The organism is Pedobacter sp. SYSU D00535 (assembly GCF_017355855.1).
In the GTDB taxonomy this organism is placed as follows: domain Bacteria; phylum Bacteroidota; class Bacteroidia; order Sphingobacteriales; family Sphingobacteriaceae; genus Desertivirga.
Genome location: NZ_JAFEWD010000002.1, coordinates 443,698 through 460,643, shown reverse-complemented (window position 1 = coordinate 460,643; position 16,946 = coordinate 443,698). Strand labels below are relative to the sequence as shown.

Sequence of the window (16,946 nt, the reverse complement as noted above, 5' to 3'; positions counted from 1 at the left end):
TAAAAAAGAGCTTAAGCATTTTTGATGAAAATTTTCCAGGAAGTACTACAACTTAAAGAACGAAAAAGAGGCTTTCACCTGATTACCTCAGAGATTACTCAGGCGATCCCACAACTCTTTGAAATCAGAATCGGGCTTTGTCAAGTATTCATTCAACATACCTCGGCCTCTCTGACAATCAATGAGAACGCCGATCCGACCGTTCGGCAAGACTTTGAAACCTATTTTACGAAAGCCGTACCAGAGAACGATCCTGACTACCTGCACGATTACGAAGGGGCGGACGATATGCCAGCGCATCTTAAAGCGTCTATGCTAGGCGCTTCCGTAACAATACCGATCAGAATGGGCCGGTTAGCATTAGGTACCTGGCAGGGAGTATACCTTTGCGAACATCGGAACTACGGCGGGTCCAGAAGACTAATTATTACTGCTTGGGGGGAGTAAAATCAGCGATGATTTTGGGATCGATATTCTTGCAGCGCCTTGAAAAACGCTTCCGCTAACTTCACATAGTTCCGCTGCTGAGTTAAAAAGCTTAGATCCTCATCGTTTGAGAGATAACCAAGCTCTATTAGAATAGCTGGTGAACTGTTTCTACTTAAGACAGCTAACGTTTTTTGTCTTTCAGCTCTGAAGCTGATACCCTCCAAACCGGAGAGCTGGCGACTGAAATGCATGGACAACTCCTTACTTTTTGTCACAAGTTTTCCATCAAGCATGTTTCTATCAGTATAGATTTCTATTCCCTTTATCATCGACCGTACGCTAGGGCCAATACTATCTGCTACACTATTTGCATGCAGGGATATAAATACGTCGCCCGCAACTGCTGCCCGTTGGCTTAGCGAAATGTACTCGTCCCTGTTCCTTGTCATCACAACAGTCATTCCCCGTGCAACCAGATATTTTTCCACCTCCCTGGCAATGTTCAACACAATGTCCTTTTCCAGATGTCCCTTTGCCCGGGTTACGCTGTCCCGTCCTCCATGACCGGGATCTAAAACAACAGAAAATTCCGCTCTTGGGACAAATGGTGTCTTGGTTTGAGCAGCGAGAGGCTCTAAGAGAATAAGAAACCAAAAAAGAAATAACGGGGAAAATCTGAGGATCGTTAGCATGGAAAAAGGAGATATCTTGCTAACGTTGCATTTGAGAAGATTAGTATCTTTAAGGAAGAGGGGACACTTTAGATTTTCTCTACTACCCGTAGTTTGCTGCAACAAATTAATTTTTATGTAAAACTATTTAACCGTCCTTTAATAAAGAAAAACTCCGCGAAAACTGGAAATTGTTTAGAATTTTTAAAAAGATTTTCATTTCCACAAATTTAATCGTTACTTAGTACTACATTCTATTACCTTCTATGAAAAAAGTTTACCTTATCGAAGAAAACGAGGCGATCGCTGACGTTTTAGTTTCCATTCTCGAAGAACATTACAAAATTGAAGTAAAAAAAAACGTTGCCGAAATCGCTAAACAAGCTTCAACCTTCCAGCCAGATCTTTTAATCATTGACCACTACACCAACAACTCAGATCTTTGCAAAACGGTTAATGAGATCAAGAACGTTCAGCAACTAAAAAACATCCCACTGATCCTTTGCTCAAACCAAAACACCATTAAAGAAGTATCAGCTGACGCCTATTTGACGAAACCGTTTGACCTGACCGACTTCACGACCATTGTAAAAAATACAATACAGGAATAATCAGCGTTTAGTTAGTAGAGAAAAGGGGCAAAAAATTAAATCTGCTTCTTTTTTCTATTTTTGTGATAGACTCTGATTATATGATAAAAATTCTGGTTGTTGAGGATGACACTACTTTTTCCATGATACTTGAGGGTTTCCTGCAAAAAAATGGATATGAGGTAAACCTGGAATATACGGCCAAAGCCGGACTTCGGTCGCTTCGTGAAAACAAGTACGATTTACTTCTCCTCGACTATCGGTTGCCCGACGGAAACGGGCTAGAACTGATGCAGGAGGCAGAAAAGTTGAATCTGCAGACGCCTGCCGTTATCATGACTAGTTTTAACGATGTGCGAACCGCCGTACAAGCAATTCGTTCTGGTGCGCGGGACTATATTACAAAGCCAGTAAACCCGGATGAGTTGTTGATGGTAATAAAGTCCGCTCTTGAAAAAAAAGACACCAGCGTTGAGACCGGAAAAACCGCCGAATCGGATTTCGTTGAAGGGCAGAGCGAAGAGTCAAAAAGGCTCCAGGAGTATATCCAGCTCGTAGCTCCAACTGAGATGTCAGTCATCATTCAGGGAGAGAGTGGAACCGGAAAAGAAAATGTAGCTCGTTCTATTCATCGCCTAAGCAAAAGAGCAAATAAAACATTTGTTGCAATTGATTGCGGCTCGTTGTCTAAAGACTTAGCCGCGAGTGAACTTTTTGGCCATAGCAAAGGAGCGTTTACGGGGGCTCTGCAAGATAAAAAGGGCCGTTTTGAGGCAGCGAGTGGGGGAACTTTATTTCTCGATGAGGTAGGAAACCTGAGTTACGACGTGCAGGTACAATTGTTAAGGGCTATTCAAGAGCGCGTTATCCAGCCTTTAGGCAGCAACAAGGAAGTTAAAGTAGATGTGCGCCTAATTACCGCTACCAATGAGGATCTTGTAAGCAGTGTTAGTAAAGGTAATTTTAGAGAAGATTTGTATCATCGTTTAAACGAGTTCAAGATACAGGTGCCCGCTTTGAGAACCAGAAACGGCGATCTCCATCTATTTGTAGGACATTTTATACACCAAGCAAACAAAGAACTAGGACGCGATGTGAAGCGACTAAGTCCTCAAGTCACAGCAATCTTCAACAAGTACGATTGGCCGGGTAACCTTCGGGAACTAAAAAATGTTATCAAGCGTATGGTTCTTTTGAGCAAGGGAGAAGAAGCCGGGCTGGAGACCCTTCCTGATGAGATGGTAATAAGTATTAAAAACTCCGCTCCACGTCCTGATACAACAGATCTTAAAGCGCTCAACCAGGCTCAGGAAAAAGAGTTGATTATAGAAACACTAAGGAAAGTAAAGTACAACAAGTCTAAAGCTGCTAAGCTCCTTAATATCGACCGTACCACTTTATATAACAAGATCGAGAAGTATCAAATTGAGTAAGCCGCGAGCTCCTTTTCCTGGACTTGATGGATTAGCTCATCTAGCTCCTCCGTGTATTGAAGAAGCTCCGCCTGGTGTGATTCTGCAAATCCATTCTCCCTCAGAGCCACCTCTGCTACTCTAAACTTACCAGCCAGGTCTTTTGCTCCCAGTTGTGCAGTGCGCCCGGCCACCCGGTGCATGGTGAGCATGAGCTGCTCCTTATCTGCCTTCGCTATCGATGCTTTTATCTGATCAATATCTGTCGCGGAATCTTCTACAAATCGGTATAAAATCTTTTCTACAAGAAGCCTGTCTCCAAAAGCGATTTTATTCAGAGCATCAATATCGACAACAGAGGACGCTGTTTCCTCGAATGCCTCTTCCTCTGATTCGGTAAGCGGTACCTTATTCAGCAGATCAATTAATTCCGTTTCTCGGAATGGTTTCATCAACAAACCATCAAAGCCCGACTCCAGAATTTGCGCTCTTTCTTCGGGCAGCGCTTGGGCTGTAATTGCATAAAAAGCCACCTCTTCAGACAATTTCTCTTTCAACAAACCAGCGAGTTCAATGCCGGTGATTTCAGGCATCCTCATATCCATCAACACTACGTCAGGCGTCTCGCCTTCTGCCCTCTTAAGAATAGCCGCAGCAGAATGAAAACATTCATGCTTAATCTGATTCTTACTAAGAACAGAAGAGCAAAAATCAAGGATGAAACGATCGTCGTCAATCAGCCAGACGGTGCCAGAGAAAATCCGAGCAGCCTTAGGTTCCGGTTCCGAGGCAAGCTCGGGAGCCTCAGATAGCCGATACGACAGGCGCACGATAAATTCAGTACCTACTCCCAATTCACTCTCTACCTCAATGCTTCCGCCCTGCCCTTCTACCAATCCCTTCACAATACTTAGGCCCAAGCCTGTTCCAGACTGATCATTTTGTAGCACTCCAACCCGCTCGAATTCATTGAAGACGTATGGAAGGTTATCCTTAGCAATACCACAACCACTGTCTTTGATATAAAAACTATAATTGGCAGCCGTTTCTGTACTCTGTCGGGTAACGTATAAGCTAACTTCCCCCCTATCCGTAAACTTAATTGCATTTCCGAGCAGATTAAAAAGTATCTGCTTAAGGCGAAATGGGTCCCCTAAAAGGGAAGCTTCCGTATCAACTTCTGCGGCAAGGCTCAACTGAAGGCCTTTTGCTTCGGCCTGAGGCCGCATCGCCGTCATTACCTCTTCTAAAACTTCATACATTCGAAAGCTCTGATCTTCGAACTTGTATTTGCCGGAGATAATCCTGCTATAGTCTAAGATTTCGTTAACTATACGCAATAGGTGATTTGATGATTGATAGATGGCATCAACGTCCCTTCTAGCCGGCCTATCCTGATCGCGGATGAGCTCTGCAAATCCTAAAATAGACTGCAGTGGGGTTCGAATCTCATGGCTCATGCTTGACAGAAATCGCTGCCGGGCCATGTTCTGGAATTCCGCTTCATTCTTGGCCTCTTCCAGTTTGAGTCGATAGGTATTACTTCGACTGATATCAGTTATAATTAAATAGAAGAACACCGAGGTGATGACCAGGAATGTCAGCATGATGATACTGATATTCTTTATGCTATTATCTACCAATAATACCGCTCTTTGCCCGCTACTCTCCGACTGTAAAATAACTTCCCTTTCTACATCCTTCAGGATCGACAATATTTGATTAATCAATTTACTTCCAGAACTCGCTAATTCGGCCTCGCGATTGATAAAACTTGAACTTTGTTTTGCATGGTTATTTTTTATGGTCCTGACAACGCTGCTTACGGCTTTATACACGGTGTCTGGTCTTCGCCGGATAATAGTATCAATCTTTACATCAATTTCTTCTTCAATAACCCGCTCCTGAGCAATTGCAGGCTGATCTTCTTTTTTTCGGCCAAATAGCTTACGGAGAAAACCCTTCTTTTCTTCCGGAACACTGGAAGGAGCAACTGGGACCACTGTGAATGACTTCTTACGCTCGGTAGTCACAAGCGTACTTTCCTGTTTGATGGTACCAATAGAAATGAGAGTAGGTAAAGAGTCGAGGTGACTGGAAAAGACTTCATTGTTAACTAGTTCCTCCCGCTGTTTCCGGTAACCGGTGAAGAGACTGTCCCGCATAGCGAGCAAGCTTTTCATCGAGTCTATGCGGTTGAGTTGCCGCTCATCGCCGCGATAAAGCATTTTCAGCGAATCCATACTTAGCTGCAACGCCGCAGAGTCATCCTTATAGGTTCCCCCAGTTAGTGCCTGAGCCCGCTTTTGCTGGTCGAGCTGAATGATTTTATGATAAAGACCGTTAACAATTCGAAGTTTTTCATTGGGGGCGGAGATACTTTTAACGGTAGAAAGCAATTCGTTAGAGGCATAGCGACTAACACTCCATGCCAAAACAAAGAATACACAACCCAGAAGAAAGGCAATGATAACTTTACCTTTGGTGAATCGGGCTAAAGGCCTTTTCCTATAATTTGACATTCTTTAATTCGATAGATATAAGCAGATCAGGTAGACTCGTACTATAAGTACTAAAATAAGCAAATCGTTTTAATTCACTGCTGTTTACTCGTCTGTGAAGAGCCAATCCCTGCTTGTTGTAACGCTCGACACCATGTTGAAATTTTATGCATTGAAAAAAATAAGGCGAAGCCGAATTTCCTGTGTAAATCATTGAACCTCAATAGGCAAGGCATAAAACACGATTTTGGCATAGTTATGTAAATAAAAGGAGCAGTTAACATCTAGAAATGGAAATCATGAAAAAGGTATTATTTGCAACAGCACTGGTCCTGGCAGGTTTATCAACGATCAACGCAAGCACGTTCAACTACTCGTCGCTAGAAAATGAAACAGTTGTATTACAGGATACAAGCAAAAAAGCGAAAAAGGGAAAAAACAAGACGAAAAAGGACTCTACGTCTACCACACAACCTACTCGCGACACAACTGCCGCCCAGTAGACGAAAAATAAAATACCCAACAATTAAAAACACCCTTAGCAAAAGCCCGGAATTTCCGGGTTTTTGTTTTTTACTTATTCTGCCCGATGGTATTTACAATAGTACCGAGGAGACTACCGGAGGATTTATCGTGTAGGATTTGCCAGAACATGATTCCGTTGAGCTTTCGCTCCATCATATACTCGGTTTTGAGCTTTACCGATCTGTTATCGTCAAAAGTGACAAACAGCTTCCGGGAAGGACTATATAGGAATGGGGCCTGGGCGGTATCATCCCACAAAGCTCGAAAACCATTAGCGGGCGTATAAACTGAAATAAAATTTTTGATAGCGACAGTATTCCTGAAAGTCCCGGGCTGATACAACCCGTTATTTCGGTCCGGTACGTTTTGCCAGGTGCGGGCATAAAAGGCTGCCCCAATTACAATTTTATTGGCCGGGACACCCTGGCGCAAGAGAAATTCGACTGCATTATTTACCGATTCTTTGTTTTCTCCTGTGGAGTAGAGGGGAGTATGATGCCCTGTCACCCTTGAATAACCATTGACAAGGTCATAGGTCATCAAATTAACGCGGTCAACCTCCCGCATAACTGGCGCCCAATCAATACTTTTTTCCAGATACTCAGTAAATGCACCGGCGGCAAAACTTATCTCATATTTACTACCCAGTGTTTTTCGAAGTTGCTGTACCAGTAGGGTAAAGGTATTTTTGTCTTCGGGCGCGTATTTGTGCCCAATAAAGCCTTCAACTGCCGGATACTCCCAATCGAGGTCGATGCCATCAGCGCCGAGCCGCTCACAGGTGCTCTTGACCGATTTTGCAAATGCTTCCCGGTTCGCTGCCGATTGAAACACATCAGAGCAGGTCTTGCATCCACCCCATCCGGCGAAAGCCAACAGCACTTTCAATTTCGGGTTCTTTTTCTTGAGTGCAACCAGTCTTCTGACAGTTATTGAGTCTGAAACTACGAACTTATTTCCTCTTATCCCCTCAAAGCTGTGAATGATGTGAGTAAGCTTAGTAGGATCAATAGAGCTAACTTTTGAAGAGCCGCCCAGAAAATACGCAATCACATTATACTGGCTTTGAGCACTTGCGGATGGTACAAAGGCCGCAAAAGCGAGCGATAGCAGGAGGATTAGTTTTAAAAAATTAAGAAAAAGCTGCATTGACTAATAACGGCAAGGCCGGAACTTGGTTTATCTCGGAACTAAATTAAAGCATCTACGAAATGAGAGAAAGTTAGAACAAAATGGGTTACAGACTTGATTTTAACGACCACTGTGCTCTGGCTAGTCCTATATCAAAAACTGCTTCTATACTTTAATTGAAAAATTGATCGCGGGAGTACGCTGTTGCAACAACCAGCCGAATTTGAATGGTTAAAATAAGGTATACTGGAAAACTTCCTTGTCAGGTATCCTGTAAGAACTTGTCGCACCAGCACCGATGCAAAAAACCTCTGTCTCCTCATAGCGAGACGCTACCACAACTTTAACCTCCGGGCACTGGCTGCTGAAGAGGTTTTCTACAAGCTTGGGGCAGTTGTTATCTTTTGAAAGGTGCGACAAAAACAAGTGAGTCAACCTGGGTGTCCGGTATTGCAAGAACAGTTCAAGAGCTTGGTCATTAGAAAGGTGCCCGTTTCCTCCGGTTATTCTTCGTTTAAGAAAATAAGGGTAGGAGCCTTCGCTTAATAACTTGCTGCAATAGTTTGCTTCTAGAAACACTGCGTCACACTGCTGAAAATGCAACCTCACTTGTTCGCAGACAGTTCCAATATCGGTAAAAACACCAATTTTTACCCCGCTGCAGGTAACTATGAAACTATGAGGATCAGAGGCGTCGTGAAATTTGGGAAAAGCAAGGACCGATAAACTGCCAACAGATATGGCAAGGTGTGCCTTAAATCCAGCTACTACACTCGATTCTAGTTGCAATCCGGAATTACGATATGTATTAGAAGTGATATATACAGGAAGTGCGTATTTCCTCGAAAGTGTAGTGAGCCCCTTTATATGATCACTATGTTCATGAGAGATAAAAACGGCCTTTACCTTTTTTAGGTCGAGTCCAAGCCTTTTCATCCTTTTCTCAATTTCCCTACAGGAGATACCGGCATCAATCAACACTGCTTCTTTTTCATTTCCTACATAATAGCAGTTGCCATTACTACCAGAGTTTAAAGAAGCCACAAACAAAGACATGCTAATGAAAATAGCATAATATTTGACAAATGCCAAATATTAGCCCTGATTTTTATCCCCTTTTCTAAAATCAGTAAATGTTTTTACTACGACTTAAAAAGTAAGTCAAACGAGTATAAAGCTCTGCTGGAGGAATTTCTTTGGAAATACAATCGTCCATTCCTGCAGCTGCCAGTTTAGCCTTCATCACTTCTGGCGACAGTGACGTTACTGCAAGGACAGGAACTTTTTGATAATATATGCCTTCCAGCTGTCTGATTTGCTTGGTCGCCTCGATACCATCCATTCCGGGCATCTCTATATCCATCAGAACGACGTCGTATTTTTTAGATTTCAACCGCTCAATTGCTTCTGCTCCTGAGTTCGCAATTTCAACTTTACCGTTCCAACGCTCCACGTATTTGGCAAAAACAAACTTGGCAAAGGCATCATCGTCTACTATCAGAAAAGATGCAGACTTCAGATTAAAGCCCTCTTCCTTATAGCCTTTTCCTACAGAACCTGAAGTAACTTGCTTTTCCGAACGAGACTTAAAAATTTGCTTGAAGGATCCAGTAACATTATTAAGTAGAACTGAAATCATACGCGATTTGGTTGAGTTTAACAATAGGACAACTGCATTGCAATTATAGCAAAAAATAAAACATTTGCCTATTAAATTTTCATTAAAACGAAAAGCGTTTTATATAGTTTCAAAATCTTTTAAAAAGTCGACCGTGGGGCCGCAGTACAAATGGATGGGAGCGTGTTTAAATATAAAGAAATTTAATTAATTCATATTTTTCGCAGCGCTGTTGAACCTAAAAAATATATTTGCCTCAATTTTGGTATTATGAAACTACAACAACTACTTGATCAGATTGTCAGGAGCCCCGAAATTCACTGCAAATGGCTGAATACCCTATCCTTGATGGAGAATACCGGTGCGAGAAAGATTTCTGCCTGCGAACATAAGACTGACGTAACATTAATTGTGCTCAAGCATGCGGCTGAAGAGCATCGCCACGCCTACTACCTAAAAAAACAAATTGGTAAAATAGCGGAAGAAGGATTTAGCACATACGCAGACGAATACCTCGTTGCACCGGTGGAAAGCCGACTCTACTTGAATAAGTTAGACGTAAATGTATGTAGATATCTGAAATGCACGCTCAATTTGACTGGCCCAGAGCTGCGATTTGGGGCTTACCTATTAGTTACCTATGCCATCGAAGTACGGGCAGACGAACTTTACCCGATTTATCAAGCTGCTTTGGATTCTGAAAAGAGCAAGGTAAATGTTAAATCAATCATTATGGAGGAAGAGGGCCATCTGGAAGAGATGATCGCCCAATTGAAATCATTCTCTGAAGACTGGGAGCAACATGCACAACAGGCAGTAGAAATAGAAACAGAGCTATTTAACGATTGGGTTCAGGCTCTGGAAGCGGAGCTTGCAAAGGTCGCGGTTGTACAATAACCGCGATCAATAGAAGTCGTAGCAGCGCTTTCCATAGTGGTATCTATCCTCGCCTCCTCCGTTCCGTCCCGGAAAAGTAGTTTCCCAAGTAATAGAGCCTTCTGTACTTCCCGCCGTTTTTCCATAATTCAGGTTAGACGTAGTAGCATCATGGCTTAGCCCTACCCTTACTTTATCATAGTAATCTCTTCTATTGAACAGGTCGAACAAAAGCGAAATGACTATCGCATCGCTCTGTTTCCCTTCTCCCCTAAACCATACGCCCACATTGGCCCGGCGAAACTTATATTGCATGCCCGCACTTACCGACCTGAACTGGCCATGTTGATAATAAAGAACAGAAGGAATCAAAAGCGGACTGTTCTCTTCATCATAGTAATCAAGAGCCCAGCGGTAGCTAAGGTGGCCGTTATAACGCATATCTAGCAGTGCCTTGGATCCGGTAAAAGATTCGTCAGGCTTATTCAAATGTTGTGCGGCTCCCCCAACCATGAGGTTGCCTAACACCAGGTTCAAACCTGCTCCGGCATCGAAGTAAAATTTACTATTAAAAGCAGGAAGCGAAGCATTGGTTTCTCCACCAGGGATGATCCCGTCTTTATTTAGTTGATCTCCGAAGACCAGCTTGTCATAGTCAATTTTCCGATTGATCAGTCCCCCGATCAGGCCAAAGGAAAGCACTGCATTCTCAAAGCTGACGCTGTAAGAGTAGATTCCCGAAAGACTAGTTTTTTTTAGATAGGCGGTCCCTTCACTGCTTCTATTTACCATCAGTCCAAAACCACCACCAAAGCTGGGTACGCTATAGTCGACAGAGAATGAGTAATAATTCAGCGGGCCCGGAATATTCGTCCACTGCGTGCGATGGATAAAGTTAAGTCGAAGATCCCCTTCAAATTGTCCGTTAAGCGCGGGGTTAAGATAATTTGGCGCACTGTAAAATTGCGAATAGATCGGGTCCTGGGCAAGCCCGATGGCCGACATAAACATAAAGAATACAACAAGCAGATGTACTTTCATTTTATCGTATCAGATGGACAGGGCCACTTTTCCGCTGTGCGCTATTTTCATATTTCATTCCCTTCCACTCGGTTCCGTCAAGAAACTGAGCGGTAATATCCCATATATAAACTCCCTGCGGCACCGGAACTCCATTTTCTGTTCCATCCCAACCTTCTGCCGGCGCCCCGTTTTCATCTAGTTTTGTAGAGCTCCAAAGTAATTTGCCCCAACGGTTGAAGATCTTTACCTCATACTTCACGATTGCCCCCCCTTCGGGTTTGAAATACTTAACCTTAGTATTCGCGTTTCCGGGTTCGAAGGCATTTGGAACATACAAGTAACCGGGAACATTTTCCACTGTCACATAATCCACATATACGGAATCACACCCATTTTTGTTAGTCGCCCGCAATTTAACTTCATACGTACCAATATCCTTATAGGTGTGCGTAGGATTTTGGTCCTTCGAAAAAGGAGTATGATCCCCAAAATCCCAACTCCACTTAATTGCTCCCTCGCACTTTTCTTCAAAGGCGAAAGTAAAGTTCGGAATCTTGATAACATTGCCTGGAGACACAATAAACTTCGCTTTAGGAGGAGGATTGACAACGATGGTATCTACTACGATCGTGCTATCGCAACCACTTTCTCCGTAAGCTGTCATCTTGACGATGTAAGGAGATTTATGGTAAGTGTAAGTCTTGACCGGGTTCCAGGACTCTAGGTAGGTCCCATCGCCAAAATCCCATACCACTCGTGAAGCATTTAAGCTTGTACTTCCAAATTGAACAGTGAGGGTCTTGCAACCATTTGTAGGACTTGCAACGCCGAGCGGCTGAAGTGGCCGGGTAACTACCACTTCCTCTTCAAACACCCTCGAGCAGCTGCCTATCGTTGCAATTAATCTTAATTTATACTTGCCAGGGACCGAATAATCTTTAACCGGCTTCACTGCGGTTGAAAGTGGACTGCCATCACCAAAATCCCAGATATGGCCTGTAGCACCTCCTAAGTCAAGACTTTTGAAAGCCAGAATCAACCTTCCATTACAACTCACCTTTTTTTCCAACTCAAATACCGGAGCTGGAATAGGGAAAGTACGCAGGGTTTGCTCGGACGACGTTCGCTCACATCCATATTGGTTCTTCGCCACCAGCTTCAATTTGTAAATTTTGTCGGGCTCCGTTAGTGTAATCATGGGTATGGCGTCCGTAGATACGATTGTACCGTCTAAATACCACTCGTAAGAATCAGCATTGATAGAGCTGTTCGTAATGGTTGGCTTGAAAGGAGGGCACCCTATCACTTCTGCTACAGAAAATACCGGAACAGGGATAGGATTAAATTGAACAAACTGGCTTGACCGTGTTGTACAACCTAAGGCACTTGTTGCTTCAAGGGTTACAATAAACCTGGAAGGCAAAGTAAGATTGCTGTTAACGGAAAAGAAGTGGGTAAAGTTTCCCTTGCTGGTTGAATACAAAACACCATTTACATACCACTTACAGTTGTAAGCATCACTGCCAACATACGTGGTGGTGTTTTTAAAGGTAATCTGCTTCGATGTCTCACAAATTGTAACATCTCCCCCTTCGAAGTCTGCAATCGGTGAAGCAATTACTGTAAATTGAACTCGCTTTGTTTCGGCACAGCCCAAACTGTTATAAGCGTTCAAAGTTACCCAGTAAGTCCCTGGAGTGTTATAGACATGCTTCGCGTTAGTCCCAATTTCGGAATTATCTGAGGAAGTCGGATCGCCGAAATTCCAATCTACATTAAAAGCTCCCGTACTGGTCGAGCGCACATCCAGCTCGAAAGGGGCGCAGTTTAAAGCAGAAATATTGGATGTGAAATTTACTACCGGAAGCGGAATAATTTCCAGGTTCTTTTCAAAGATTTTGCTGCAGCTCGACCCGTCATCAAAACTAGTGGTAACAGTTAATTTAACGCGGTAGGTTCCGCCTGAGGTAAATGCATACGCAGGATGTGTTTGAGTACTGATGGCGCCATTCCCGAAGTCCCAAAGGTAGGATGAACTTGCATTCAAAGTACTGCTAAGACCCGAGGTATTAGTGAACTGTATGAGTTCCTTCTCACAAAAAACTTCCTTTGAGGTCGTAAAAGCAGCAGTAGCGGCTTCGTAAACCTCAATTTCTTCTGTAGTATGTTTTACAGCGCAACCGTTAATCGCTTTCAGGGTTACAATATATTTCCCGGGACTATTAAATGTATGCGTTAAACTGGTAGGGGGGCCAATCGTGGTTCGGGTATTGCCATCGCCGAAGTTCCACTCAAACGTAGTGGCTCCGGTTGAGTTATTATCAAACCTTACCGTGAAAGGAGCACATCCTGTCAACTGATTTCCATTAACCACCATTTCGGCTACTACATCATTTGGGAACACGACGATATCGTAAGTTTTGGTATCTGTGCCACAAGAGTTTGTCGCCGTCAACCTTACTGTAAAGGTGGTCTTCTCTGAAACAAAATATTGGTGAATGACTTCTGAGTTATCCGACTTGCTTACCGGAGCACTGCTATCCCCGAAATCATAAACATAAGTATTGCCACTGCCTCGGGACTGATTGGTGAATTTTATGGCATCAGAAGAGCATACCGATGTCAGGTTCGGAGAAAAAACAGCCACCGGCGGAGCTTTTACGGTAATTTCGCGGGTAAAGACTTTACTATCACAATCTGTAAAAACTCTGAGTTTTACTGTGTAAGTGATATCGTTATTGTCAGGGGAAGGTGGGAAGGTAATTTCACCAGGATGTGCGGCTGTAGAAGTTTGTCCATTTCCGAAGTCCCACTCAAAATTTACACCGGTTAAGGGAGAAGACATGTTGGTAAATTCAACTTTCAATGGACCGCAGCCGGAAATTTTATCCGCATCAAAAGATGCGTAGTTTATATCGTTATAGGTGCTAAAGTCCATCTCCTGTACACTAGAATTACAGCCAACCGCTTTTGAGGTGGTAGTAAGTCTTATTTTTACGGTTTTCCCAGGATCGTTGATAGTATATCCAGGAAACTGATAGCTGTTGGAAGGTAATATATCGCCGTCTACTTCCCAAGTAAATGAAGCATTTCGATCATTATGAGGATTAGTAATAATATTGGCTCCCGTTATGTTGAATGGTGCACACTGAATAGTTTTGCTTGCTGTAAATTCGGAGAGAGCGTTCTTATTTACTATCACTTGAGCAATATCAGTAGAAGAGAAGCGATTAGCACAATCATTGCTTACTAGTCGGCGATAGTAAGTTGTGCTTGTTAAGGCTCCAGGCTGAAAATCCTCTGTTGTAGCTCCAAGTATGTCAACAAAGGTCGTTGCGTCGGATGACCGCTGCCATTGATATGCAAAAGCGCCATTTCCACCGGTTGCTGGAGCAGCATCCAAATTAGCTGGAGTCAGTCCTTCACAAATTGTTTGTGTCGGAATGTTTAGTTTGTTCTCAACCTTGTCGTAAACATTAATGGTTATTTCATTTGATGGATTACTACAGTTTCCACTAAAAACAATTCTTCTAAACTTTTTCGAGACCTTCATCAGCCCGGGAGCGTATTCTGCGCCATTAGCGCCGGTGATATCAACCCAATCGTTTTGATTTGCATCCCACACCTGCCATTGGTAAGTAAAAATTCCCGTTCCACCGTCAAGCGTCAAACCTGAAGCAGTTTGAATAGTCCCGGGATTCCCATCGTAGCAGACAGCGGCCTTGGCTCCCAACGTATTATTAGCAATGGCAGGCAAAACTCTAACTATAATTTTTGCAGTATCGCTTTGACAACCGGCAGGAGTAACCTGAACGACATAATATTCCTTTTGTCCGGCACCCGCAGTAGAGGGAGTCGGAGCGGTTACAGAACCTGTAGTTAGCGCTGCATCGGTATACCAAAGGAGGTTATTTCCCGGCAAAGCAATAGCTGTTAAAGGTATAGGCGCATCGTTTAAGCAATAAACAACTGGATTGGAAATAAGGGGCTTTGCAGGAGGATCTGAAACGGTAATAACAACCTCGTCAAATTCTTCACAAAGTGCATTTTTAATTGTCCACCTGAACGTATAGACACCAGGCTGCAGTCCTGTAACTTCGGTTTGAGGATTGGTTTCATTCGCAAAGCCAGGCATATTCGGACCGGAAACTAAAGACCACTTTCCAGTCTCACCTGCCCCCGGCGTGTTCCCTCTCATCTGGTAAGAATTAACTGCTTGTCTCGGAAAGAAACAGATGGTTTCATCCGGACCAGCATTTCTTACAATAGGGGCCAAATATTCTATAGTTTGGGTAGCACTTTGAATGTCTCCACAGTCACTCTTGTACGTAACCTTAATAGTATAACGACCCGGTTGACTAAATTTAACAATAGGAAAGTCGCTTACATCACTGGTGCTCTGCTCGTAAGAATAGCCGGGGCCTGCGATCTCCCATTTCACCAGCTTATTCAGGGGAACACCGGTATACGTAGGACGATGAATGGGATCTGTACTAAAATCGATGATTTGAGGTAAATCCCGGCAATAGGATTTATCGTCGGCAGGAAAAGAAACTGATACTGGACCGTATACAGTGAATGGCATCTCCTTCACCGATTTTGAACACTCATCATCATCTGGCAGGCCATTGCTTACCGTAAGGCGGAGCAAGTAGTTTCCGGCATCTGGGATCCTCAGTTTAACATCTCGCTGAGTAGATGTAGTGCCATCAAGGAATACTGGTGAATAAGGCAATTTGGTCGGGTCATTATGAAGTACCTCCCATTTATATGTCTGAGGGCTACAGCTATTGACAGGGATTACTGATGTATTAGTTGTTTGGATATTAACGGTGGCGCAATTGTCGCTCTTTGAAAAGCTGAAATCAGCCTCAGGTTTTGCAACGATGCAGATGGTAGTTTTCCGGGGGTGAGGTTCACAGGAAGCATTTTCTGCTGTCAACTCCACTTCATATATCCCAGGGGCTGGAAAAGTGTAAACGAGATTTGCTTCCTCCCTTGGCTTACCTTGCACTAAGCTGACGAGCGTTTTCTGGCTTTCAGAGGGTCCCTTTACATACCATTTGTAAGTAGATGGAGCCGAACAATCAGCGCCGACGGAATTGTAGAGAGAGCCTTCTTCTGAGATATTTTGAAACGTGATGGGGGCTCCTGCACAACCCTTATCAGGCCCATTGAATCGAGATATCGGCTGCTTAGAGACTCGGATAAATTTTGAAGCAGGAACATCATTGAAACAATATTGACTTCTCGGAAAATCGACTCGTGCTAAATACGCATTAAAAATTACCTGCCCGGGAAGGGGGATCGAAAGACCACAACTGGACTCATCATACTCGTGCACCATTGCTCCGTTTTGGGAAACAAGTTCGCAATGGCTTATTTGCTCAGTTTTTTGATCTCCCCACTTGAATTCATAAACTACTCCTGGATAGTTAGTTTTTATAACATCCAAACTCGTTAGAAAAGTCAGCTTATCAGGCGTACAGATGTCTACCTGTTGGTTATCTCCAAAATTTAAGTTATAAGTAGAGTTCAGAACTACGTAGCTTCGGGTCGAGATTAGGCCCTCGTCGGTATATTCGGTGGTGAAATGTGCGGTATAGTAAGCCAAAGCCGGAGAAATTTCTAAGTACCGGGTTTGAAACGCAAGCGACTGCTGGCCACCCTGGTAATCATTAGTCAGCGTACCGGTCACTCTCACATTTCCCAGCGTCTGGTTTTCCAAGGTCAGTTTATTACCGCTGGGACTCTGTGTACAAAAACCGAAAACGTCCTCTTTCAATAAATGACTAGCTCCTATTTTCATTTCAGTAACCGGGCGGGCGGCAATAGTAATTTGCTCAGTCACCGGCACCGTCAGTGCCGGATTGGTAGATCTTACTTCCAGTTTATAGGTTCCCGCTGCAGCATTGGTGGGAATGACTCCATTAACGAATGTAGCAAAATGACTTTCAAAATTTCCGATTAAACGCCTGTTATTGCTGGCATCAATCAGGTAGAGCTCAAATTTGTTGTCCAGCTTGAAACAGCCATCCACCTTAAGAGGAACGGTAATACTACTTTTTTGACCATATGTACCGCTGTTTACAACACTTCCAACGGTTATCGTCTGAGAATAGGCTGAGGAAAAATAGAACAAAAAGAAAATGCAGCAGAAAACACTAAAA

12 protein-coding genes are annotated in these 16,946 nt (G+C 43.4%); 5 read left to right on the top strand and 7 right to left on the bottom strand.

Annotated elements, in window-relative coordinates; all coding sequences use genetic code 11:
- Nucleotides 1–24 precede the first annotated feature (24 nt).
- Nucleotides 25–447, top strand: coding sequence for a secondary thiamine-phosphate synthase enzyme YjbQ (locus tag J4N23_RS06475; RefSeq protein WP_207426211.1), 423 nt, complete (start codon nt 25–27; stop codon nt 445–447).
- A gap of 2 nt (nt 448–449) precedes the next feature.
- On the opposite strand, the gene J4N23_RS06470 is transcribed toward J4N23_RS06475, so the two are convergent.
- Nucleotides 450–1,121: an N-acetylmuramoyl-L-alanine amidase gene (locus J4N23_RS06470; protein ID WP_207426210.1), complete on the bottom strand. Its 672-nt coding sequence runs from the start codon at nt 1,119–1,121 to the stop codon at nt 450–452.
- A 245-nt stretch (nt 1,122–1,366) separates the two neighbouring features.
- Here J4N23_RS06470 and J4N23_RS06465 point away from each other — a divergent pair, with 245 nt between their 5' ends.
- A complete protein-coding gene (locus J4N23_RS06465) occupies nt 1,367–1,711 on the top strand; it encodes a response regulator (protein WP_207426209.1) in 345 nt (114 codons plus the stop codon).
- An 80-nt stretch (nt 1,712–1,791) separates the two neighbouring features.
- Nucleotides 1,792–3,123, top strand: a complete 1,332-nt coding sequence (locus tag J4N23_RS06460; RefSeq protein ID WP_207426208.1) for a sigma-54 dependent transcriptional regulator — start codon at nt 1,792–1,794, stop codon at nt 3,121–3,123.
- Here J4N23_RS06460 and J4N23_RS06455 read toward each other — a convergent pair.
- The gene (locus tag J4N23_RS06455; RefSeq protein ID WP_207426207.1) at nt 3,111–5,624 is read right to left on the bottom strand and encodes an ATP-binding protein; all 2,514 of its coding nucleotides are present in this window, start codon (nt 5,622–5,624) and stop codon (nt 3,111–3,113) included. The genes J4N23_RS06460 and J4N23_RS06455 overlap by 13 nt on opposite strands.
- Before the next feature lie 278 nt (nt 5,625–5,902).
- Here J4N23_RS06455 and J4N23_RS06450 point away from each other — a divergent pair, with 278 nt between their 5' ends.
- Entirely contained in the window at nt 5,903–6,106 is a 204-nt protein-coding gene (locus J4N23_RS06450) for a hypothetical protein (protein WP_207426206.1), read from the top strand.
- Nucleotides 6,107–6,176: 70 nt separating this feature from the next.
- On the opposite strand, the gene J4N23_RS06445 is transcribed toward J4N23_RS06450, so the two are convergent.
- From J4N23_RS06445 to J4N23_RS06435, 3 genes are all read right to left on the bottom strand, one after another.
- Complete coding sequence (locus tag J4N23_RS06445; RefSeq protein ID WP_207426205.1) at nt 6,177–7,277, bottom strand: glycoside hydrolase family 18 protein; 1,101 nt, start codon at nt 7,275–7,277, stop codon at nt 6,177–6,179.
- A gap of 213 nt (nt 7,278–7,490) precedes the next feature.
- Nucleotides 7,491–8,303, bottom strand: coding sequence for an MBL fold metallo-hydrolase (locus J4N23_RS06440; protein WP_370527237.1), 813 nt, complete (start codon nt 8,301–8,303; stop codon nt 7,491–7,493).
- 82 nt (nt 8,304–8,385) lie between these two features.
- Nucleotides 8,386–8,898, bottom strand: a complete 513-nt coding sequence (locus J4N23_RS06435; RefSeq protein WP_207426203.1) for a response regulator — start codon at nt 8,896–8,898, stop codon at nt 8,386–8,388.
- A 249-nt stretch (nt 8,899–9,147) separates the two neighbouring features.
- Here J4N23_RS06435 and J4N23_RS06430 point away from each other — a divergent pair, with 249 nt between their 5' ends.
- Complete coding sequence (locus J4N23_RS06430; protein WP_207426202.1) at nt 9,148–9,774, top strand: hypothetical protein; 627 nt, start codon at nt 9,148–9,150, stop codon at nt 9,772–9,774.
- 6 nt (nt 9,775–9,780) lie between these two features.
- Here J4N23_RS06430 and J4N23_RS06425 read toward each other — a convergent pair whose 3' ends face one another.
- Complete coding sequence (locus tag J4N23_RS06425) at nt 9,781–10,794, bottom strand: PorP/SprF family type IX secretion system membrane protein (protein WP_207426201.1); 1,014 nt, start codon at nt 10,792–10,794, stop codon at nt 9,781–9,783.
- A gap of 1 nt (nt 10,795) precedes the next feature.
- Entirely contained in the window at nt 10,796–16,918 is a 6,123-nt protein-coding gene (locus J4N23_RS06420; RefSeq protein WP_207426200.1) for a PKD domain-containing protein, read from the bottom strand.
- Nucleotides 16,919–16,946: the final 28 nt, after the last annotated feature.

Bases quoted from the DNA above. Each gene is read 5' to 3' on its own strand.
- J4N23_RS06475 (WP_207426211.1), top strand. From the start codon at position 25: ATGAAAATTTTCCAGGAAGTACTACAACTTAAAGAACGAAAAAGAGGC.
- J4N23_RS06470 (WP_207426210.1), bottom strand. From the start codon at position 1,121: ATGCTAACGATCCTCAGATTTTCCCCGTTATTTCTTTTTTGGTTTCTT.
- J4N23_RS06465 (WP_207426209.1), top strand. From the start codon at position 1,367: ATGAAAAAAGTTTACCTTATCGAAGAAAACGAGGCGATCGCTGACGTT.
- J4N23_RS06460 (WP_207426208.1), top strand. From the start codon at position 1,792: ATGATAAAAATTCTGGTTGTTGAGGATGACACTACTTTTTCCATGATA.
- J4N23_RS06455 (WP_207426207.1), bottom strand. From the start codon at position 5,624: ATGTCAAATTATAGGAAAAGGCCTTTAGCCCGATTCACCAAAGGTAAA.
- J4N23_RS06450 (WP_207426206.1), top strand. From the start codon at position 5,903: ATGAAAAAGGTATTATTTGCAACAGCACTGGTCCTGGCAGGTTTATCA.
- J4N23_RS06445 (WP_207426205.1), bottom strand. From the start codon at position 7,277: ATGCAGCTTTTTCTTAATTTTTTAAAACTAATCCTCCTGCTATCGCTC.
- J4N23_RS06435 (WP_207426203.1), bottom strand. From the start codon at position 8,898: ATGATTTCAGTTCTACTTAATAATGTTACTGGATCCTTCAAGCAAATT.
- J4N23_RS06430 (WP_207426202.1), top strand. From the start codon at position 9,148: ATGAAACTACAACAACTACTTGATCAGATTGTCAGGAGCCCCGAAATT.
- J4N23_RS06425 (WP_207426201.1), bottom strand. From the start codon at position 10,794: ATGAAAGTACATCTGCTTGTTGTATTCTTTATGTTTATGTCGGCCATC.